The 21,007-nt window shown below is 33.7% G+C and carries 17 protein-coding genes; 11 read left to right on the top strand and 6 right to left on the bottom strand.

Translation table 11 applies throughout. From position 1 onward, the window contains the following. The first annotated feature begins 169 nt into the window (after nucleotides 1–169). The 4 genes from BB050_RS09620 (at nucleotide 170) to truB (ending at nucleotide 2,972) form a co-directional block, all read left to right on the top strand. Nucleotides 170–1,045 (top strand): cell division protein FtsX, encoded by an 876-nt coding sequence (locus BB050_RS09620; RefSeq protein WP_066033421.1) that lies wholly within the window; start codon nucleotides 170–172, stop codon nucleotides 1,043–1,045. An 83-nt stretch (nucleotides 1,046–1,128) separates the two neighbouring features. After that, a complete protein-coding gene (locus BB050_RS09615; protein ID WP_035691391.1) occupies nucleotides 1,129–1,386 on the top strand; it encodes a DUF3098 domain-containing protein in 258 nt (85 codons plus the stop codon). A gap of 102 nt (nucleotides 1,387–1,488) precedes the next feature. Beyond that, on the top strand, nucleotides 1,489–2,286 hold the full coding sequence (locus BB050_RS09610) for an undecaprenyl-diphosphate phosphatase (protein ID WP_008465138.1): 798 nt from the start codon (nucleotides 1,489–1,491) through the stop codon (nucleotides 2,284–2,286). After that, nucleotides 2,286–2,972 carry a tRNA pseudouridine(55) synthase TruB gene (truB, locus tag BB050_RS09605; protein WP_066033420.1) on the top strand — a complete coding sequence of 229 codons (687 nt, stop codon included), beginning with the start codon at nucleotides 2,286–2,288 and terminating at the stop codon, nucleotides 2,970–2,972. The genes BB050_RS09610 and truB overlap by 1 nt, the downstream gene beginning before the upstream one ends. A gap of 342 nt (nucleotides 2,973–3,314) precedes the next feature. Here the strand turns inward: truB and BB050_RS09600 are convergent, their stop codons facing one another. Continuing rightward, entirely contained in the window at nucleotides 3,315–3,932 is a 618-nt protein-coding gene (locus BB050_RS09600) for a thioredoxin family protein (RefSeq protein WP_066033419.1), read from the bottom strand. A gap of 361 nt (nucleotides 3,933–4,293) precedes the next feature. On the opposite strand from BB050_RS09600, the gene pyrH reads away from it, so the two are divergent. The 3 genes from pyrH to BB050_RS09585 all read left to right on the top strand — a co-directional run bounded on the left by pyrH (nucleotide 4,294) and on the right by BB050_RS09585 (nucleotide 8,258). Continuing rightward, nucleotides 4,294–5,001, top strand: a complete 708-nt coding sequence (pyrH, locus tag BB050_RS09595) for a UMP kinase (RefSeq protein ID WP_008465141.1) — start codon at nucleotides 4,294–4,296, stop codon at nucleotides 4,999–5,001. A gap of 77 nt (nucleotides 5,002–5,078) precedes the next feature. Continuing rightward, a complete protein-coding gene (gene frr, locus BB050_RS09590; protein ID WP_008465142.1) occupies nucleotides 5,079–5,642 on the top strand; it encodes a ribosome recycling factor in 564 nt (187 codons plus the stop codon). A gap of 120 nt (nucleotides 5,643–5,762) precedes the next feature. Continuing rightward, nucleotides 5,763–8,258: a DUF5686 family protein gene (locus BB050_RS09585; RefSeq protein WP_066033418.1), complete on the top strand. Its 2,496-nt coding sequence runs from the start codon at nucleotides 5,763–5,765 to the stop codon at nucleotides 8,256–8,258. A 241-nt stretch (nucleotides 8,259–8,499) separates the two neighbouring features. Here BB050_RS09585 and BB050_RS09580 read toward each other — a convergent pair whose 3' ends face one another. From BB050_RS09580 to BB050_RS09570, 3 genes are all read right to left on the bottom strand, one after another. Then, nucleotides 8,500–10,770, bottom strand: coding sequence for a cation:proton antiporter (locus BB050_RS09580; protein WP_066033417.1), 2,271 nt, complete (start codon nucleotides 10,768–10,770; stop codon nucleotides 8,500–8,502). Nucleotides 10,771–10,883: 113 nt separating this feature from the next. Next, nucleotides 10,884–11,603 carry a LytR/AlgR family response regulator transcription factor gene (locus tag BB050_RS09575; protein ID WP_066033416.1) on the bottom strand — a complete coding sequence of 240 codons (720 nt, stop codon included), beginning with the start codon at nucleotides 11,601–11,603 and terminating at the stop codon, nucleotides 10,884–10,886. After that, nucleotides 11,566–12,327 carry a sensor histidine kinase gene (locus BB050_RS09570; RefSeq protein WP_066033415.1) on the bottom strand — a complete coding sequence of 254 codons (762 nt, stop codon included), beginning with the start codon at nucleotides 12,325–12,327 and terminating at the stop codon, nucleotides 11,566–11,568. Before BB050_RS09570 ends, BB050_RS09575 begins: the two co-directional genes overlap by 38 nt. A gap of 287 nt (nucleotides 12,328–12,614) precedes the next feature. On the opposite strand from BB050_RS09570, the gene BB050_RS09565 reads away from it, so the two are divergent. From BB050_RS09565 to rpoN, 3 genes are all read left to right on the top strand, one after another. Next, complete coding sequence (locus BB050_RS09565) at nucleotides 12,615–14,981, top strand: efflux RND transporter permease subunit (protein WP_066033414.1); 2,367 nt, start codon at nucleotides 12,615–12,617, stop codon at nucleotides 14,979–14,981. 384 nt (nucleotides 14,982–15,365) lie between these two features. Beyond that, the gene (gene asnS / locus BB050_RS09560) at nucleotides 15,366–16,811 is read left to right on the top strand and encodes an asparagine--tRNA ligase (RefSeq protein WP_066033413.1); all 1,446 of its coding nucleotides are present in this window, start codon (nucleotides 15,366–15,368) and stop codon (nucleotides 16,809–16,811) included. A gap of 140 nt (nucleotides 16,812–16,951) precedes the next feature. After that, on the top strand, nucleotides 16,952–18,412 hold the full coding sequence (gene rpoN, locus BB050_RS09555; RefSeq protein ID WP_008465152.1) for an RNA polymerase factor sigma-54: 1,461 nt from the start codon (nucleotides 16,952–16,954) through the stop codon (nucleotides 18,410–18,412). A 248-nt stretch (nucleotides 18,413–18,660) separates the two neighbouring features. Here rpoN and BB050_RS09550 read toward each other — a convergent pair whose 3' ends face one another. Beyond that, complete coding sequence (locus BB050_RS09550) at nucleotides 18,661–19,080, bottom strand: hypothetical protein (protein WP_066033412.1); 420 nt, start codon at nucleotides 19,078–19,080, stop codon at nucleotides 18,661–18,663. A gap of 43 nt (nucleotides 19,081–19,123) precedes the next feature. Next, nucleotides 19,124–19,714, bottom strand: coding sequence for a thymidine kinase (locus BB050_RS09545; RefSeq protein ID WP_066033411.1), 591 nt, complete (start codon nucleotides 19,712–19,714; stop codon nucleotides 19,124–19,126). A 236-nt stretch (nucleotides 19,715–19,950) separates the two neighbouring features. Here BB050_RS09545 and BB050_RS09540 point away from each other — a divergent pair, with 236 nt between their 5' ends. Next, on the top strand, nucleotides 19,951–20,973 hold the full coding sequence (locus BB050_RS09540) for a hypothetical protein (RefSeq protein WP_066033410.1): 1,023 nt from the start codon (nucleotides 19,951–19,953) through the stop codon (nucleotides 20,971–20,973). Nucleotides 20,974–21,007 lie beyond the last annotated feature (34 nt).

Genomic DNA, 21,007 nt, shown 5'->3' with positions numbered 1-21,007 from the left:
GGACCTCACGCAAGACTTTGCGTCCTATGTGTTAATTTTTCATGCAAGACTTTGCACGAAATAAAAACTTTTATTCTAGATTTAAATCGTACTTTTAAGTATAAAAGTTTGTTATTAACTTTAAATAAAGAAATTGTTTATTATTTTTACCACATAATTTAAGCACAGTATGAGTTCTAACTTTGATAAATTTCAAAAGCGCAGGTTAATTTCCTCTTATTTTTCGGTAGTATTAAGTGTATTCTTGGTTTTATTCCTATTGGGAGTACTGGGATTATTCATTATTAATTCTAAACAATTGGCAGACGATTTTAAAGAAAAAATCGCCATGACGGTTTTCTTCAAAAATGAAGCGAATGATAGTATTATCAAAGAATTTAATACCGAACTTAAAAGAGCACCTTTTGCTAAATCTTTTGTTTATGTAACGAAAGAAAAAGCGGCAAAAGAACATACTGATATTATCGGAGAAGACTTTTTAACCTTTTTGGGAGAAAATCCGTTATTGAATTCATACGACATTCACTTAAAAGCAGACTATGTAGAAAGAGACAGTATCGTTAAGATTGAAAGCAACTTTCGCAAAAATGCTATGATTTCAGATATTGTTTACGACAAACAATTGGTAAATCTTGTAAATGACAATATCAGAAAAGTAAGTATGTGGATCCTGATTATTAGCGGTTTCTTGACAGTAATTGCCGTTTTGCTAATCAATAGTTCATTGCGTTTGTCCATACATTCAAATCGTTTTATTATCAAAACCATGCAAATGGTTGGTGCGACAAAAGCATTTATCCGAAAACCTTTTGTAATGCGAAGCGTAAAATTAGGAATGCTTGGTGCTGGTCTGGCAATTATTGCTTTAATCTCACTATTACTATATGTAGACACTAATTTCCCTGGTTTAGGAATTCTCGAAGACAAAGCTTTAACTGGTTTGGTTTTGGTTGCTGTTTTCGGATTAGGAGTTTTAATTACTTGGGTAAGCACACATTTTGCAACACAGCGTTTCTTGAATTTAAGAACTGACGATCTTTATTAATTTTTGATTGCAGATTTTAGATTGCAGATTTTAGATTTAAAAAATATGCCTTCGATTTCGCTCAGGCTGACAAACACATAAAAATGAAAAACAATAAAAATAAAGAAGAACAACAAGTTCAAAAACAGGAATTCCTTTTTGATGCCATTAATTACAAAATCTTATTAATCGGAATTGCGGTTATAGCACTTGGATTTATTTTAATGTCTGGCGGAGGAAGTAAAGATCCAAATGTTTTTAATGAAGACATTTTCAGCTTTAGACGTATTCGTTTAGCACCAACAACTGTTCTTATCGGTTTTGGCATCACGATTTATTCTATCTTCAAAAAATCTAAATAGACTTTCTTAGACAGCTTAGACTTCTTAGATCTTTAGATTATTAAATTAATCTTTTTAAATCTAAGAAGTCTAAGAAGTCTAAAATCTAACAATCTCAACTACATGAACACATTACAAGCTATTGTTCTTGCCATTATTGAAGGAATTACAGAATTTTTGCCTGTTTCTTCTACAGGACATATGATTATTGCTTCTTCTTTTTTCGGAATCGCACATGACGATTTCACTAAACTTTTTACCATTGTAATTCAGCTTGGCGCTATACTTTCGGTTGTAATTTTATACTTCAAACGTTTCTTTCAAACCTTTGATTTCTATTTTAAACTTTTAGTTGCTTTTATTCCTGCAGCTGTTTTAGGATTATTATTAAGCGATTTTATTGATGGCTTACTAGAAAACCCCGTTACAGTTGCAATTTCACTTCTAATTGGAGGTTTAGTTTTATTGAAAGTAGACGAATGGTTTAACAAACCAAATGATCCAGAAGTTTCAACTGAAATTACATATGCCAAAGCTTTAAAAATTGGTTTATTCCAATGTCTTGCCATGATTCCTGGAGTTTCTCGAAGCGGCGCAAGTATTGTTGGAGGTATGGCTCAAAAACTGACTAGAACTTCTGCAGCAGAATTTTCATTTTTCTTAGCGGTTCCAACTATGTTAGGAGCAACTGCAAAAAAATGTTATGACTATTACAAAGCAGGTTTTGAATTGTCTCACGACCAAGTTAACATGTTGGTTATTGGAAACATCGTTGCTTTTGCTGTAGCATTATTAGCCATAAAAACTTTCATCGGATTTTTGACTAAAAACGGATTCAAAGTTTTTGGTTATTACCGAATCATTGCCGGAATCATTTTATTATTGATTCACTTTTTCATTCATCCGCTTACGATTATATAATGACACCTGAAGAATATTTAGAAGGACAAGTTTTATTGATTGACAAACCATTAAAATGGAGTTCATTTCAAGCTGTCAATAAATTAAAATACCTTTTAATTAATAAAGTCGGACTTCCTAAAAAGTTCAAAATTGGCCATGCAGGAACTTTAGATCCTTTGGCAACAGGTCTTTTATTGATCTGCACTGGAAAATTCACTAAAAAGATTTCTGAACTTCAAGGTCAAGCAAAAGAATATACCGGAACGTTTTATATCGGCGCTACTACTCCATCGTATGATTTGGAAACTGAAATCGATCAGACTTTTCCAACAGACCATATCAATGAAGATTTGATTCATGAAACTGTAAAGCAATTTTTAGGCGAAATCGACCAAAAACCACCAATCTTTTCTGCCATTAAAAAAGATGGTGTTCGTCTATATGAACATGCGCGTGCGGGAGAATCAATAGAAATTGAAAGCAGAAAAACTACTATTCACGAATTTGAAATCACGAGAATTGCATTACCAGAAGTCGATTTTAGAGTAGTTTGTTCTAAAGGAACTTACATTCGTTCTCTTGCTTACGATTTTGGAAAAGCCATGAATTCAGGTTCGCATTTAACTGTTTTACGCCGAACAAAAATTGGTGATTACAATGTAAAAAATGCGATTGACATTACTTTGTTTGAAGAAAGTTTTTAATAGCTAAAAATAAAAAAGCACATTACATTGTTTGAAAAGTAATGTGCCAAGCTCTAAAGAAAAGTAATTTTATTCCATATTCATCTCGATTTAATAGTGAGGCACATTTTTCCCTCCAAACAAAAATTTAGAAAAGAAATCATAAAACCTTTCGAATAACTTTTTCATAATAGTGTATTTTTTAATTGTTAAACATTAAATAAACACCAATAAAAAGAGTAAATCTGAAAGTTATAATAGAAGTGGGTAAGCTTCACTAAGTTACGAAATTCTATTGAAGCCAAAAAGACTTTAAGATAATTTTATCAACCAAGAATACTGTTTATCAACATATTAATCCGATTAAAGGCGATTATATTTGATCTTTTCCATGATTTCGACCAATTCTTCTTGAACAGAAATTCCTTTATCTGCTAAATACCATAATTGAAGATCTGTTTTTATTTTTTCGTCGATAGCGCCAACTTCTCTTTTATGCTTTTCCATTAATTCGGTTGCTCCTTTTGGTCTTGGCCCCCAATCGGCACGCACAATTCCTGCTTCTTTACAAATCACGATTACTTTTGGAATTGCTCTTCCGCCGTTGGTTAAATAATGGCTCATTAAATCGTCATTTTCATCGCGCAATGCAATTCTCAAATCGATTCTTTTATTAGAAGCCAAAGCCATTTTGTTTAAAATTGGAAGAATTTGCGCCGCATCTCCACACCAACCTTCTGAAAGCACCAACCAGATATAATGATTATCTAAGTTTTGAAGTTTCTCTGCAATAGCATCTGAAATAGTGATCGTTTTTTCAAGCCTGTTCATTCTGGCTTCATTTAATTTGGAATAATTGGTAAGACTTTCAGATTGTTCGTTTCCTGTTGATTTTCCTTCGGTTAATAAATCGGTTACGATTTTTCTGTATTCAGCATAAGAATGACTATTGAACAGTGCTTTGGCTACGATGCTTTTCATATTTATTTCATTTTTAGGATACAATAAAAATACAAAATTTAGGAAGACGGAGAAAATGACATTTGTCACATTTAATATTCCTTTTAAATTTTATCCAACAATAATTGTATAGCTTTTAAATGTACATTTAATGCAATGAGCGCAAAGCATTTTAAATGCTAAGCTTTGCGAACTTTACAAATTGCAGTTTTATTTATATAAAAATTCTTAGCGTACTTTGCGGTAAAAACAGATCCTTTAGAACAAATTCCCTTTTTAAGGCTTTAAATGGCTAAAATTGAAGCAAGAATTAATTTTTTGCAAACATTATTTTTAAAAATCAGAATATGTCTATATTTGCACAAATTAACGCAACACACACATGAAATATAAAAGAATTCTTCTTAAACTTAGCGGCGAAGCCCTAATGGGTGATTTACAATACGGTATTGACCCGAAAAGATTAGGCGAATATGCAGATGAAATCAAGCAGATTCACGATAAAGGAGTAGAAATTGCTATTGTTATTGGAGGAGGAAATATTTTTAGAGGCGTTGCCGGAGCAAGCTCAGGAATGGACAGGGTGCAAGGAGATTATATGGGAATGCTTGCAACTGTTATAAACGGAATGGCTTTGCAAGGCGCTCTTGAAGATAAAGGAATGAAAACGCGTCTGCAGACGGCTTTGAAAATGGAATCTATTGCAGAACCATATATCAAAAGAAGAGCTGACCGCCACCTAGAAAAAGGCAGAATTGTAATTTTTGGAGCCGGAACTGGAAATCCATATTTTACAACTGATACTGCAGCAGTTTTAAGAGGTATCGAAATTAATGCTGATGTTATTCTAAAAGGAACTCGCGTTGATGGAGTTTACGACTCTGATCCAGAAAAAAATGCGTCGGCAGTAAAATTTGATTTTATTTCGTTTGACGATGTAATCAAAAAAGGATTAAATGTAATGGATACCACTGCATTTACATTAAGCCAAGAAAACAAATTGCCAATCGTTGTTTTTGATATGAATAAAATCGGAAACCTTTTGAAAATCTGCGAAGGCGAAAACATCGGAACTGTAGTAAATATATAGTCATCAGTAACAGTTTTACAGTCGCACAATAAGACTTAAACTGAAAACTGAGAATGAAAACTGAAAACTAAAAAACAATGACTGAAGAAATAGACTTTATTTTAGAAAGTACTGAGGAATCAATGAATGGTACTATTGCACACTTAGAGAAAGAATTTCTTAATATTCGTGCAGGAAAAGCTTCTCCAGCTATGCTTGGAGGTGTTTTTGTAGATTATTATGGTTCTTCTACACCACTTTCTCAAGTATCTAAAATCAGCGTTCCAGATGCTAGAACAATTACATTACAGCCATTTGAAAAAAATATGCTTTCTGTTATTGAAAAAGCAATCTTAGTCGCTAACATTGGTTTTAACCCAATGAATAATGGAGACGTTATCATCATCAGCGTACCGCCTTTGACAGAAGAGCGTCGCCGTGATTTAGCGAAACAAGCAAAAGCTGAAGCTGAAGATGCTAAAATTGGTATCCGCAATTCTCGTAAAGATGCTAATACTGATATCAAAAAATTGGAAAAAGAAGGAACTTCAGAAGACATCTGTAAATCTGCAGAAGAAGAAGTTCAGAACTTGACAAATGCTTACATTAAAAAAATTGATGAGTTATTGGCTGCAAAAGAAGCTGAAATCATGAAAGTATAAGTAAGTTTTGATTATAAAATAAAAAATCCGTCTGGTTTATTGCACTAGACGGATTTTTTTATTGCTATTTTTGCATACGAAAATTAATTTCTTTTCGTTTTTGAAACTATATCATTCTGTATGAAGCTATTTTGTTTTTTGACTTTGTTTTTTACGCTTACTCTTCAGGCGCAAATTCAAATAAACGGAATCGTAACCGATTCAAACAACAAACCTCTTCCGTTTGCCACCATTACCACCTCAGAAAACAATAACACAATTACAGATGTTGACGGAAAATTTATTTTTAAAATCAGTTCCTCTGCGACATCGCTTACGGTATCTTATATAGGCTTTCAATCCAAAACTATTGCTTTAATCAACAGCAAAACCTTTTATTCGATTTCGCTTTTACAGCAGACTGATGATTTAAAAGAAGTTGTGGTATCAAATGAAAATCCTGCTCTTACCATAATAAAAAAAGTTATTGCCAATAAGGCAACAAACGATCCGCAGAAGAAACTCAATAATTTTGAATATAAAACCTATAACAAACTTATCGTAACCGCCAATCCAGATTCGATTGACGGCCGTATTGACACAACAGCCGCTTATAAAGACTTAAACAAAAGAATCATAAACATTGATTCTTCTGATTATAAGTTTAAAGAAATTGTAAGCAAACAGCATTTATTTCAAACTGAAAAAGTTTCTCAATATCAGTTTGGAAATAACAAATTAAAGGAAACGGTTCTAGGCACAAAAATTGCTGGTTTCAAACAACCGATTTATGAAGTTCTGGCCTTCAACCTCCAATCTATTTCGATTTACGATCCAAAATACGAATTGTTCGAAACCAAGTACGAAAATCCGATTTCCAAAAATGCTCCTTCAAGCTATAATTACAAACTGTTAGATACGGTTACCATTAGAGGCCGAGATGCGTATATGATTTATTTTAAAAACAAATCAAAACACAGAGCTTCTGGACTGGAAGGGGTTTTATATATTGATAAAGAAAATTACGCTGTCGCGAAAGCGGTAATGCGAATTAAAGGCGTTTTGGACATTAGCGGCATCCATGAATTTGAATATATTCCGAAAGAAAAAATCTGGTTTCAGAGCAATACCACTTTTAAAATCGTAAAAGGAAAAAATGACGACGATATTCGTATTCTTGGTGGTACGATTCAATTTGACGGAGATGTTGAAGATAATTACGAACGCAGAAAAAAAGTAGCTTCAGATTTCACCTATCTGCTTTCTGAAAGCAATAGTTTTGATGTTCGTGTAAATACCGACACTCCAATAAAAAATCCTTCGCTTTATATCGAAATCAAAGACGATGCGGCCAAAAAACCTGAAAGTTTCTGGGAAGCTTATCGAAAAGAAAATCTCGATCAAAAAAGCCAAAAAACCTATTTATTGCTCGACAGCCTTTCGGTTCGAAATAGAATTGAAAAACGTTTAGGAATTGGTCGAAAAATTATTAATGGTTTCTATCCGATTGGCCCTGTCGATTTAGATTTGAAAAAGATTATAAGTTATAACAATTATGAAGGCTTTCGTCTTGGTGTGGGAGGTATTACAAATGACCGTTTGTCTAAGTATTTCCGAGTTGAAGGCTACGGCGCTTATGGAACAAAAGATGGTGTTTTTAAATATAGCGTCGGAGGTGGCGTTTTATTAGATAAACATACCAATACTTGGATTAATGGCTATTATACTGACGATGTGCGAGAAATTGCAAGTACTGTTTTTTCTGTTGACAAACGTGTTTTTAAAATTTATGATCCGCGCCCAATAAACATTAGCACCTTTTACGAGTATATAGGATGGCGTACCAATATTCAAACCAAATTTATTCCGAAAACTGAGGCTGTTTTAGAACTTTCAAGAAATTATATTGAACCAAAATTTGATTATCTCTATAACCTAAACGGAAAACTGTATTCTAATTATACCATGACCACAGCAATGCTTTCTATTGTTTGGGCGCCATTTAGCAATTATATGCAAACTTCAACTGGAAGAACTGAAAGCGACAAAAAATTTCCGAGGTTTACTTTCCAATACACACAATCTTTGCCAAATGTTTTTGACAATGATTTTACTTTTAGCAAAATAGATTTTAAGGCCGAATACGAAAAACAGTACCTAAACCGTCAGAAAACAAGTTTACTTTTACAGGGAGGTTTGGCAATGGGAGATGTGCCTATTACGCATTTGTACAATACAGCACCAAACAACTTAACAAAAGAAACTGTTGTTCAGCGTATCACTTTTGCGGGAAGAAATGCTTTTGAAACCATGTTTTTTAACGAGTTCTTCTCGAGCCAATATTTAATGTTTCAAATTAAACATGGTTTTGACCGAATCAAAATTATGAAACAAGTTCGCCCGTCACTGGTTTTAGTTACTAGAATGGCTTGGGGAAACATGGAAAAACCAGAACAGCATGTTGGTCCAGCATACAAAACGCTTGACAAAGGTTATTTTGAATCGGGATTAGAATTGAACCGAATCTTTAAAGGTTTTGGTTTGGGCGGATTCTATCGTTACGGACCAAATCAGTTAATGAGATTTGAGGATAATATTGCAGTTAAGATTTCTTATGTTCTTGACCTGGGACTTTAATTTTAAAATTCATTTTTTTTCGCCACGAATTCACAAATTTACCCACTAAAACTTTACAAAAATTTTACCGATGAATTTCACGAATTTCCGTTAGCAATCTGCGTAAATTTGTGCGATTTATCGACAAGTACAGCGTAAAGAAATTCATTAAAATTCGTGAATTCGTGGCTAAAAAAAAATCCCAAACTCCAATAAGTAAAATTGGAATTTGGGATTTTAAAATTTTGGTATTTCAAAAAAATTATGGCTTAAGAATCAAAACTGACGGCGAATTATTAAGCCAAATACTTTGAGATTCTATTAGTTTTTTCCAACTTTCTAGACTGATAATCATCAAGTCCTGACTTTCTAAAAATTCTTTCTTCAATGTTCTGTCGTGCATAATCATGATATGATTTGGTGCAATCTGTTCAATAGAACGTATGGTTTCTTGAATTTCTCTTGTATTTTTCACTTCTCCGCCGGCATCTAAAACGGTAATCTGAGAACCGTTGTTATTGATTAGTTTTTTAGCATAATCAATTAAAAAAGCATCTTCTTTATTAAAAACAGGTATCAAAACTTGATTAACCTCTTCTAGATTTTTTTCGATGAAAATTCCAACTGGCATTTTTGCTTTAGCAATAATATGTCGTGTTCTTTCATCAAATGGAGAATTCTCAAACAATCCTTCTTTTCCTGTAAACTTATCAATCAAACGGTCTGGATTTACAATTCTGGTTGTAAACCCAAGAATTTTTCCAAGCAGCGTTCCGTCAAAAATAGATTGCCCTAAACCAATCAGCAGTAAATCATATTCTCCTTGATTTGCAGTATCAATAATATCCGAATCAATATCATTAGAAACTTTAAACAAACTCACCACATTCTGATTCAAACGTTGCGACTCCTCAATTACAGGAACCAGCATCTTGCGTTCGTGTTCTTTAATATCAAAAGAATGCACTTCGGTACTCAACGACAAATGCATTGCCGTTACAATAGAATTGTCTCCTTGTTTTTTAACTAAGCTATTGGCAATTTGAAGCAATTTTTTTCCCTTTTCTGGAGTTGCAAACGCAAGCAGAATTTTATACTTGCTTTTAGTTCCAATTTCTTCTGGAACTGCCGTAGTTTTATCTTTAAAAATAAATCCGATAAAATCTAATGCCGGACCTGTCATAAAAGTGGTCACCAAAGCCATAATGACCATCATAGTAAAAATCTCTGTCGACAATACCCCTAGATCATAACCAATATTCAAGACCACCAATTCCATCAGACCTCTAGTATTCATCAAAGCACCGATTGACAAACTGTCTTTCCAGTTTTGCCCCATGAATTTTGCTGCCAATGCGCTTCCGAAGAATTTACCAACTACGGCAACTAAAATAATCAGACCGGTAATTTTCCATAATTCAGGATCATTCAATAATCCGATTTGGGTACGTAAACCTGTAAATACGAAAAACAATGGCAATAGCACAATAATCGAAACGTCTTCAACTTTTTCAATAAATATGTTTCTGAATTTGTTGTTTTCTGGCATAATTGCTCCCGCTAAAAAAGCCCCAAACAAAGCGTGAATTCCGATTAATTCTGACGCATAAGCAGAAATTAAAAGCGTAATAAAGAAAATCGCAACAACAGGTTTGTTCAAACTTTCGCGTGTTGCATTCAAATCTCCTACTCTTTTTAAGAATGGGCGAACAATTTTAAGCATTATAATGACATACAAAATCGCCATTCCAATTACATACAATGAGCTTGAAAGTGAACCTGCTTTTACAATGGCAATAACAACTGCCAAGATACACCAAGCCGTAATATCGTCTGCAGCGGCACAAGTAATGGCAATAGTCCCGAGTTTAGTTTTCTGCATGCCACGTTCTTGAACTATTCTAGCTAAAACAGGAAAAGCTGTGATACTCATAGCAATACCCATAAACAATCCGAAAGAAGAAAATTCAACTCCCATTGGAGCATAGATTTCGTAAATAAAATATGCCAATGATAATCCTAAAGCAAACGGAATTACAATACTAGCGTGACTAATGACAACTGCATCATGCGCCTTATTTTTCAGCACTTTTAAATCCAATTCCATTCCGATAACAAACATAAAAAGGATTAAACCAATTTGGCTTAAAAACTGTAGATTGCCTAAAGATTCTTTTGGAAATAAAGCCGCTGAAAACTCCGGAAAATACATTCCGACCAAAGATGGCCCCAACACAATTCCCGCAATCATTTCGCCAATTACAGACGGTTGTCCTATTTTTCTAAAAAACCATCCAAATAAACGTGCAACTAAAATAATGGTAACAATCTGCGCCAATAAAATAGCCAAAGGATGCTGCAGGTTGTCGACCATAGAATGAAGAAAGTCTTTCCAATGGTTGCTTTCAACACTTTTCTTTACAATATTTCGCCCCACTTCTAATGCGGCGCCTTTTGAAATTACCCAATATATCAGCGCTGTAAAACCACCAATAATTGTTACGTAGAATAGAGAGTTCTTAATGTTATTCATAACTCGTTCTTTAGATTTATTGCAGCAAATATCAGAACTGAGTTTTAAGTGAAAAAGCAAATTTCCTGCTAATTTTCAATGTATGTAACAAGTCGGAAAAACTTTGTAATAAGTTATAATTTTACCTTTTTCAAAAAATCAGAACGATACGTTTCACTTAAAATTAAAGCTGTATTTTTATTAGTTTCTTCCAAATGATGAAGCACAATTTCATTATGATTAAAAAACTTTATTGCCTTCACCGCTACAATTTCTTTTTTATTGATTCGGCAGAAATCAGCATCAGGCAATTCGTTTAATAGCGTGTCGAATTTTACATTTTTTAAATTCAAAAAACTGCCATCAGTAAGCAGAACCGTTTTATCGCGACTATCGCTCGCAGCCGTTTTTATGTATTGAATTGTATTAAAATACAATAACGTTTTTCCTTTATCAGTGTTGAGCTGTATAAACTTTTTATCAGAATTTGATTTCTCAAAACGCTCAAAAGCCTTTGTAATGGCTTTTTGCAAACGTTCTAATTTTACAGGTTTTGTAATATAATCTACAGCATCTATATTAAACGCTTCAGCCGCATACTCTTTATAGGCCGTACAAAAAATCACCAATTTGTCCTGCAGTTTTTCTGCCAGATGCAACCCGTCAATTCCGGGCATTTCAATATCCGAAATCAGCAGATCAAAATCTAACTCAGGAATATCAGACAAAAGTTTTTCAGGATTATTAAATGTTTTCACGATTTCCAATTCTGGAATTTGTTCGCAAAGCATTTTAAGATACGTTAATCCTGGAATCTCATCGTCCAGAAGCAAGCATTTCAGTTTTGTATTCAAGTAAATCAATTTTTAGATGAGCAATATAAACATCGTTTTCTATAAACTTATCGAGTTTAAAATTATTTTTATAAATGATGCGAAGACGGTGCTCAAGCGTTGCGTGTCCAAAACCGCTTCGTTCCTTTTTCAACACTTTTTTATCGGAAATTTTATTGGAAACCGTCATAAAAAAAGCATTATTTTTAAACTCAAAAACTACCGAAATAAAAGCATCTGCACTCTGAAGATCAGCATGTTTAAAAGCATTTTCAATTAAATCAATCGAAATTAAAGGCGCCAGCAAAGGCTGATCGTACAATTTATCTTCCTGATTGATATTGGTTTTGACTTTAAGTTCAAAAAGCGGACTAATTTTAATTTTATTGATTTCAATTAAATTCATTGCAAAATCAATTTCTTCTTTGGCCGTTACAAACTTCTTTTTGCTTTCGTAAAGAATATAATCCAAAACATTTGCAAGTTTATCTAAAGCAAAATAAGTCTGATACGCATGCGACTGAATCGAATTTAGAATATTCTTAAACAAATGTGGATTCAGTTTTGATTCCAAATTCTCCAATTGCAAATCGTTGACTTTTGATTCTAAGGCATAAAAACTTTTTTCTGCATCTTCCTTAGCTTTTTTGGTTTGCATCAATTGATAAATCATAAAACAAATGATAACAATTAAAAGCAACAGAATTGCTAAAAAAATAAAAGTAGTTGTATTGTTTTGCTGCATTTGCGTGGTTTTATATTTAAGTCAAATTCACGAATAAAATTACTGAATCCGATTCAATCTGTTGAATCTGCATGAGGCTTTTTCGTTAAGAAAATTATCTAATCTAAATTTTCTTAAAATCGAAATTATTTGCAAATATGAGAAAACGTTATGGTTTACAGCTAAAACAAGGCAAATTATGACAAAAATAGCACTATCAATTTTGTGTTAACGTTAAGTAAAATAGATTCGAATATTTATGATTTCGAGCACTTTTCACTACATTTGCATCCATTTTTAAAGATTTTATGAAAAACACTGTCCAAGTTGGATTTTGGGAAAAATTAGCCCGAATCATACTTAAAAACAGAATTACGATTCTGGTTATACTTTCTGCTTTAACTATTTTCTTTGGTTATCAGTGGAAGAATCTTTCTATGACTTATACTGAAGCTAACTTGCTTCCGAAAAATCATATTGCAAATAAAGATTATCAAAAATTCCTAGACAAATTTGGCGAGGAAGGAAACCTAATAGTTATTGGTTTCAAAGATCCTAAATTCTTTACACCAAAAAATTATGCGGCTTGGACCGAATTAATGAACGGTTTGAAAAAAGCAAAAGAAGTTGATTTGGTTATTTCTTTGAATGATTTAAAGAAACTTGAAAAAGATACTGTAAATCAAAAGTTTGTTTTAGCGCCATTTATTGACGAAAGCAAAGCGCTTGACGCTAATTATTTAAAAAGTGTTCAGTATGATTTGTTTCACAATCTGCCTTTTTACGAAGGTTTGCTGTTTAACAAAGAAAGCGGAAGTGTTCGTTCTGCAATCTACATGAACAAAGCGCTGGTAAACACGGCTGAGAGAAAGACTTTTATCTTAAAAGATTTAGTTCCGAAAATCGATAAATTCGAAAAAACAACCGGAATCGATCTTAAAGTTTCAGGAATGCCATACATCCGTACAATCAATGCGGATAATATGAAAGGCGAAATCGGGCTTTTTATTGGAGCGTCTTTATTGACGGTTTCTTTGATTTTCTTTTTCTTCTTCCGTTCGTTCAGAGCCACTTTTATTTCGATTTGTATTTTAATTGTCGGCGTAACTTGGTCGTTTGGAACTCTTGGATTGTTTGGTTATAAAATCACGATTTTAACAGCAATTATTCCGCCACTAATTATCGTAATCGGAATTACTAACTGTATTTTCCTGATTAATAAATATCAGCAGGAAATTAAACTGCACAACAATCAGGCAAAAGCATTACAGCGTGTGATTTCAAAAATTGGATCTTCGACTTTGATGACCAATTTAACGGCTGCAATTGGTTTTGCAACTTTGATGATTACAGGAAACGAATTACTTTTTGAGTTTGGATTGGTAACTTCTATCAACGTGCTTTCTGTATATACTTTGACACTTTTCATTGTGCCGATTATTTACAGTTTTATGCCATTACCAAAAGCAAAACACTTATATCATTTGGACAAAACTTACATTTCGACACTTTTAAATACGGTTACCGCTATAGTTAAAGGCAAGAAAACAATTGTTTATTGCATTTACGCTGTTCTGTTTCTTGTGAGTTTGAATGGAGTTAGACAAATGAAAGTTTCAGGAAGTTTAATTGGCGAAATGCCAAAAAGCGCTTCTTTCTTTAAAGATATTTTATTTTACGAAAAAGAATTCAACGGTGTAATGCCTCTTGAAATCATGATTGACACCAAAAAGAAAAAAGGTGTTATGAAGCCTTCGACGATTCGTAAAATGGATGAATTGCAGAATACTATTTCTGAAATTCCAGAATTGGCAAAACCTGTTTCGGTTGTAAACTTGGTTAAATATGCAAAACAGGCGTTCTACAACGGAAACCCTGAATATTACCAATTGCCAACTTCTCAGGAACAGACTTTTATTTTGGGTTATGCTAAAAATGCAACCAAAAACAGCAAAGAAAACTTAATGAAAGCGTATGTGGATTCAACTGGACAATATGCCAGAATTACAACTTTCATGAAAGATATTGGAACGGATGAAATGGCAAAAGTAGAAGGAAAATTGCGCAAAAAAATTGATGAGATTTTCCCGAAAGACCGTTATGAAGTTACAATTACAGGAAAAGCTTTAGTTTTCCAAAAAGGAACAACTTATTTGGCGCACAACTTAATCGAGTCATTATTGTTTGCGATTTTGACAATTGCGATTTTGATGCTGTATTTATTCCGTTCGTTCAAAATGGTAGCAGCTTCTTTGATTACGAATATTTTACCGCTTTGTATCACTTCGGGATTAATGGGTTATTTCGGAATTCCGTTAAAACCATCAACAATTCTGGTATTCAGTATCGCTTTCGGAATCTCGGTTGATAATGCAATTCAGTTTATGGCGAAATACAAACATGACTTGATTCAAAATAAAGGAAAAGTAAAAAAATCTGTTTTCAGCGCTTTAAGAGAAACTGGAGTAAGTACGTTCTATACTTCTGTTGTTTTAATTTTAGGTTTTGCGACTTTCACTTTATCAAGCTTCAGCGGAACTATTGCTTTAGGAGGATTAATTTCTTGTACTTTGGTTTTTGCAATGTTTGCTAACTTGGTTGTATTACCTTCATTGGTTTTAACTTTTGAAAAGAAGAAAACGAGAAAAGAGGAATTGGAGAGTTTAGAGAAGTAATTTTTTGCAACGAATTTCACGAATTGACACGAATTTAAAAAACATAAATCTTTGTCAAAGTTTAAAACTTTGACAAAGATTATTAACGCACAGTTTGTCATTCCGAGGAACGAGGAATCGCACTCGGAAATCGACAAAGATTGGCGACTTTCTTTACGGAATTACTAGTGTGATTCCTCGTTCCTCGGAATGACAAAAACAAGAGAAATTGCTTCTTTTGAAACCGATTGCCCTAGCCCTGATAGAAGCGACATCCTTTTTCTTGCTCCTTTAGCAAGAAAAAGATATAGCGGATAGCAGGAAACAGCTTCAAAAATTAATTATTATCGATTATATTTGCAGTTGTTCAAAACGAATATTATTTAATATCAATTATATATAAAAATGAAACACACAAAAGTTAGAGACTTATTAAACAGTACGACAACGTTACAGGAAGTGAATGCAAAAGGTTGGGTGAGAACTTTTAGAAATAATCAGTTCATCGCTTTAAATGACGGTTCTACAATTAATAATATTCAATGTGTTGTTGATTTTGAAAATACACCAGAAGAGACTTTAAAAAGAATCACCACTGGAGCAGCAGTTTCTGTAATTGGAACTTTGGTCGAAAGTAAAGGTGCGGGTCAGAAATATGAAATTCAGGTTTCTAAACTAGAAATACTTGGAGATTCTGATGCTGAGAAATTCCCAATGCAGCCTAAAAAACACTCTTTAGAATTTTTACGTGAAAACGCTCACTTGCGTGTACGTACAAATGCTTTTGGTGCGATTATGCGTGTGCGTTCAGTATTGTCTTATGCAGTTCACAAATATTTTCAAGACAAAGGTTTCGTTTATGTAAACACGCCAATTATCACTGGAGCTGATGCTGAAGGTGCGGGAGAAATGTTCCAAGTAACTTCATTGCCTTTGGATAATCTTCCTAAAAATGAAGAAGGAAACATCGATTTCAAAAAAGATTTCTTCGGAAAACATACCAACTTAACCGTTTCTGGACAGTTAGAAGGAGAAACTTTTGCAATGGCTTTGGGTCAGATTTATACTTTTGGACCAACGTTTAGAGCAGAAAACTCAAACACTTCTCGCCACTTGGCAGAATTCTGGATGATCGAGCCTGAGGTTGCTTTCAACGACTTGGACGACAACATGGATTTGGCTGAAGATTTTATTCAGTATGTAATTAAATATGCTTTAGACAATTGTGGCGATGATTTGAAATTCTTAGAAGGAAGACTTCTTGAAGAAGAAAAATCAAAACCACAGGCCGAAAGAAGCGAAATGAGTTTGTTAGAGAAATTGAACTTCGTTTTAGAAAACAACTTCAAACGCGTTTCTTATACAGAAGCAATTGACATTTTAAGAGATTCAACTCCAAATAAAAAGAAGAAATTCCAATATTTAATCAACGAATGGGGAGCTGACTTACAGTCAGAACACGAGCGTTATTTAGTAGAAAAACACTTTAAATGTCCAGTAATTTTATACGATTACCCAGCAAACATTAAAGCGTTTTACATGCGTTTGAATGACAACACAGAACCTGGAAGAGAAACAGTTCGTGCCATGGACATCCTTTTCCCTGGAATCGGTGAAATCGTTGGTGGTTCTGAAAGAGAAGAGCGTTACGATGTTTTGGTTGAAAAAATGGAAAAACTTGGAATCGACAAAGAAGAATTATACTGGTATTTAGACACCAGAAGATTTGGATCGGCAACTCACGCAGGTTTCGGTTTAGGATTTGAGCGTTTAGTATTGTTTGTAACAGGAATGACAAACATTAGAGACGTAATTCCTTTCCCAAGAACTCCGGGAAGCGCTGAGTTCTAAGAAGATTTAAAAAGTTTCAGGTTTCAGGTTTCAAGTTGAACTTGAACTAAAATAATAATATTTGTTTCAGGTTTCAAGTTTCAAGTTGTGGCATGTTCTGCAACCTGAAACTTGAAACTTGAAACTTTTAACAAAAACAAATGCTAAAGCAATTTTTAAATTTAAAATTATCCCAAAAATTATCTCCGCAGCAAATTCAGCTGATGAAGTTAATTCAATTGCCTACGCAAGCTTTTGAACAGCGTTTATTAGAAGAAATGAACGAAAATCCGGCTCTTGAAGCGGGTAAAGAAGACGATTACGAAGCTGATGAATATGCTAATGACGACTACGATGATTATGATGATAACGAATCTGACAGAATCGAAGCAGACGACATTAACATTGACGAATATCTAAGCGACGATGACACGCCTGATTACAAAACTCAGGTTAATAATTACAGTGATGACGAGGAACGCGAAACTCCTTTTGCGGCTCCGATCAGTTTTCATCAGGATTTAATCAATCAGCTGAATACTTTTATTTTGAATGATGAAGAACGCGAAATCGCCGAATTCCTTGTGGGAAGTATTGATGATATGGGTTACATCCGCAGAAGTATTCCTGACATTGTAGACGATATGGCTTTTACTCAGGGAATTTATACTGATGAAGCAATGGTCGAAAAAATGTTGACCGTAATTCATGAGCTTGAACCTTCTGGAGTTGGGGCGCGTGATTTACAGGAATGTTTATTGCTCCAATTGAAACATAAAACACCAACTGAATATGTTGATTTAGCGATTGACATCATCGAAAATCAGTTTGATGCTTTTACGAAAAAACATTACGATAAACTGTTACAGAAGTATAGCGTTTCTAACGAACAGCTTAAAAAAGCAATTCACGAAATTGAAAGATTAAACCCTAAACCGGGCGGTTCTTTTGCTGGAAACAATAAAGTAACAGAAAACATTGTTCCCGACTTTGCCATTAGAATTGTGGACGGCGAATTGGAATTGACTTTAAACGGAAGAAATGCTCCTTCCCTGCACGTTTCTAAAGATTATCAGGAAATGATGCAGACTTATAAAGAATCTAAAGACAAATCGACTGCACAGAAAGATGCGGTTCAGTTTATCAAGCAAAAATTAGATTCTGCTAAATGGTTTATTGATGCCATTAGACAGCGTCAGGAAACTCTTTTTGTAACAATGAATGCAATCATGCATTATCAAGAAGAATATTTCTTAGATGGCGACGAAACCAAACTTAAACCAATGATCTTAAAAGATATTGCAGATATGGTTGGTTTGGACATTTCGACCATTTCGCGTGTGGCAAACAGCAAATATGTAGAAACGCCATACGGAACCAAACTGATTAAAGAATTCTTCTCTGAAGCGATGAAAAATGATCAGGGAGAAGATGTTTCGACTCTTGAAATCAAAAAAATTCTTCAAAATACGATTGAAGAAGAAGATAAGAGAAAACCGCTTCCAGACGATCAATTGGCTGAAATCTTAAAAGAAAAAGGATACCCAATTGCGAGAAGAACTATTGCTAAATATCGTGAACAATTGGACATTCCGGTGGCGAGAATGAGAAAGAAGATTTAAGGTTTTTTAAACCATATAAGAACTGTAAGTTCATTTAAAATAAACAAACCCGATAGTTTTTAAAGCTATCGGGTTTTGTTTTTAAACCATTTCAATAATGTTAAATGTTTACGTCTTTTCAGGCTGTGCGGAGTCAAAGCTTCGGCTAAATGAGGCTTCAATTCCGCTCAACCTGATAATTGCTTTAAAACAATAAACCCGACAGGTTTCAGAAACCTGTCGGGTTTAATTTATAATACCTCTAAACCTTATTTATACTGATCAGGAAATATTTTTATATCAAACAAAAAAACTTTCTTTTTATCACTGTAGCTATAAATCAGAGTGTAATCATTTTCTCTAAAAACCTGAAGTCCTGTATTTGCTTTTGCAGTGCTTAAAAGACTTTTTCTTATTTCTTCTTGAATTACATTTACCTCAGCAGTTTCTTTAGTCACATTCAATAATGTTAAATTGTATTGAACTGTTTTTTCTCCATGTAAACTTACGCTGTCTAAACGAATCCCTTCCTGAATATTTAAAGGACAGCTTTTATTATATTTTGCAATTAACTCTACTACTTCAGTATTTACTTCATCTTCTTTTTCGCCTAGGTAAAACTGAAAATAAGCTACAAAAGCGGCAGCAATTCCAATTAATATTAACAATAAAACAGTCGATTTTCTCATATTTTAAAATGTTTTTGTCAAGGCTTATATTAAGTAAAATAATCTATTTTTCGTGATTCTTTTTCATCGCTTTAAAATACGCTGCACGGCTAAGTGGCTCGTATTCTTCTGTTTCTCCAAGCATAACCAATTTATCATTATCGGTTTTTCTAAAACTATAATTAGCTAAGTTTCCTGTTCTGGTACAAACCGCATGAACTTTAGTTACATATTCTGCCGTCGCCATAAGTCCCGGCATTGGCCCAAACGGATTTCCTTTAAAATCCATATCTAAACCTGCAACAATGACGCGAATTCCTTGATTTGCCAAATCGTTACAAACCGTAATAATTTCGTCATCAAAAAATTGTGCTTCGTCAATACCGATTACATCACAACCTTGAGCTAAAATTAAAATATTGGCAGCTGCTGGAACTGGAGTTGAACGAATTTCGTTGGCATCATGAGACACCACCATTTCGTCATGATAACGGGTATCAATAGCTGGTTTAAAGATTTCGACTCTTTGTTTGGCAAATTGGGCGCGCTTTAATCTTCGGATCAGCTCTTCGGTTTTACCCGAAAACATTGATCCACAAATAACTTCAATCCAACCAAATTGTTCTTTGTGATTTACTGTATTTTCGAGAAACATTTTGTATTTTTCTACCTTTAAAAATGAATAGTTTTTATTACTTTGTACTGGCAATAAATTGATGTAAAAATGTACTGTTTTACATTTTTTCAAAAGTAGAAAATTTTTACCAAACCTTAGATTCGCGAAAGCGTATTAACAGAAATAAAAAATTATCTTTTGAATTTCCTTGAGAATAGAGACATTCAGACATTAAATACACTAAAATACCTTATTCACTATAATTTTCAACAGTTATGAAAAAAAAATTGGAAGCTGATTTAATTAGCATTGCACATCGAATTTTAAAACTTAAAAATAAATCCGATATCAATCAATTGTACCTTGAAACTCAGAAATTATACGAGAAATTAGCGGTATTAAAATTTGTAGAAGAGAATTTCGACGCTGCAAAACCAACAATCGGGCAAAACGATATTGTAGCCGAATTGGAAACCATTTTTGAAAAAGAAGAAGAGACAATTCCTGCTATAATTGAACTTGAAGCGCCAGCCGAAGAAAAAGTTATCACGCTTGAAGAATCTTACGAACCTGAAATTTCGGAACAAAAACCAACAGAAATTGTTGAAACTGCTGAACCAATCGCTGAAGTCGTAGAACCTGCAATCGAAGAAGCTGTTGAACCAATCGCTGCGGAAATTGAAGAGCCAGTTATCGAAGAAATTGCTGAGCCAATTGCTGAAAAGGCAGAAGAAACCAAAAAACCTACTGATGATCTTTCGTTCACAACTATAAATGAATTGAAACCAATTCCAGATTTCAAACCAGCTTTCGAATTGGAAACAGAACCATTCATTGAAGAAGTGAAAGAAGAACCTAAGAAAGAAACTCCTGCACAGCCAACTATTCAGTTTGAAGATTTCGGAATTAATTATGCCGATGCGCAGTTTGTAAAAGTAGATAGTTTTGAAGCTGTTCCATCAACTCCAACTCCTTCAATAAATGATTTCAAAGAACCTAAAAAAGTAGAAACTGCTATTCTTGAAACTCCTGCACAACCAAAAGCTGTAAGCTTAAATGAGAAACTGGCAAGAGGTTTTCATATTGATCTAAATGATCGAATCGCATTTACTAAAAATCTTTTTGGAAATAGCACAGAAGATTACAGCCGCGTTTTAAACCAATTAATGACTTTTGATTCTTATAGCGAAGCGAAAGATTTTATAGAAAACATGGTAAAACCAGACTATAATAATTGGGAAGGAAAAGACGATTACGCAGAACGTTTTATGGGAATTATTGAAAAGAAATTCTCGTAAAGAAATTTTCACATCTCACATTTTACATTTTACG

Origin of the sequence: Flavobacterium anhuiense (assembly GCF_001705175.1) — a bacterium.
GTDB classification, from domain to species: Bacteria; Bacteroidota; Bacteroidia; order Flavobacteriales; family Flavobacteriaceae; genus Flavobacterium; species Flavobacterium anhuiense.
Note: the sequence above shows the minus strand (reverse complement) of the source record. Positions and strands in the feature narration are given on the sequence as shown.

Coding starts and splice junctions, on each gene's coding strand:
- BB050_RS09570 (WP_066033415.1), bottom strand. CDS start 12,327: ATGCAGCAAAACAATACAACTACTTTTATTTTTTTAGCAATTCTGTTG.
- asnS (WP_066033413.1), top strand. CDS start 15,366: ATGAAACACACAAAAGTTAGAGACTTATTAAACAGTACGACAACGTTA.
- BB050_RS09620 (WP_066033421.1), top strand. CDS start 170: ATGAGTTCTAACTTTGATAAATTTCAAAAGCGCAGGTTAATTTCCTCT.
- BB050_RS09545 (WP_066033411.1), bottom strand. CDS start 19,714: ATGTTTCTCGAAAATACAGTAAATCACAAAGAACAATTTGGTTGGATT.
- BB050_RS09615 (WP_035691391.1), top strand. CDS start 1,129: ATGAAAAACAATAAAAATAAAGAAGAACAACAAGTTCAAAAACAGGAA.
- BB050_RS09540 (WP_066033410.1), top strand. CDS start 19,951: ATGAAAAAAAAATTGGAAGCTGATTTAATTAGCATTGCACATCGAATT.
- BB050_RS09565 (WP_066033414.1), top strand. CDS start 12,615: ATGAAAAACACTGTCCAAGTTGGATTTTGGGAAAAATTAGCCCGAATC.
- rpoN (WP_008465152.1), top strand. CDS start 16,952: ATGCTAAAGCAATTTTTAAATTTAAAATTATCCCAAAAATTATCTCCG.
- BB050_RS09580 (WP_066033417.1), bottom strand. CDS start 10,770: ATGAATAACATTAAGAACTCTCTATTCTACGTAACAATTATTGGTGGT.
- BB050_RS09585 (WP_066033418.1), top strand. CDS start 5,763: ATGAAGCTATTTTGTTTTTTGACTTTGTTTTTTACGCTTACTCTTCAG.
- pyrH (WP_008465141.1), top strand. CDS start 4,294: ATGAAATATAAAAGAATTCTTCTTAAACTTAGCGGCGAAGCCCTAATG.
- frr (WP_008465142.1), top strand. CDS start 5,079: ATGACTGAAGAAATAGACTTTATTTTAGAAAGTACTGAGGAATCAATG.
- truB (WP_066033420.1), top strand. CDS start 2,286: ATGACACCTGAAGAATATTTAGAAGGACAAGTTTTATTGATTGACAAA.
- BB050_RS09610 (WP_008465138.1), top strand. CDS start 1,489: ATGAACACATTACAAGCTATTGTTCTTGCCATTATTGAAGGAATTACA.
- BB050_RS09550 (WP_066033412.1), bottom strand. CDS start 19,080: ATGAGAAAATCGACTGTTTTATTGTTAATATTAATTGGAATTGCTGCC.
- BB050_RS09600 (WP_066033419.1), bottom strand. CDS start 3,932: ATGAAAAGCATCGTAGCCAAAGCACTGTTCAATAGTCATTCTTATGCT.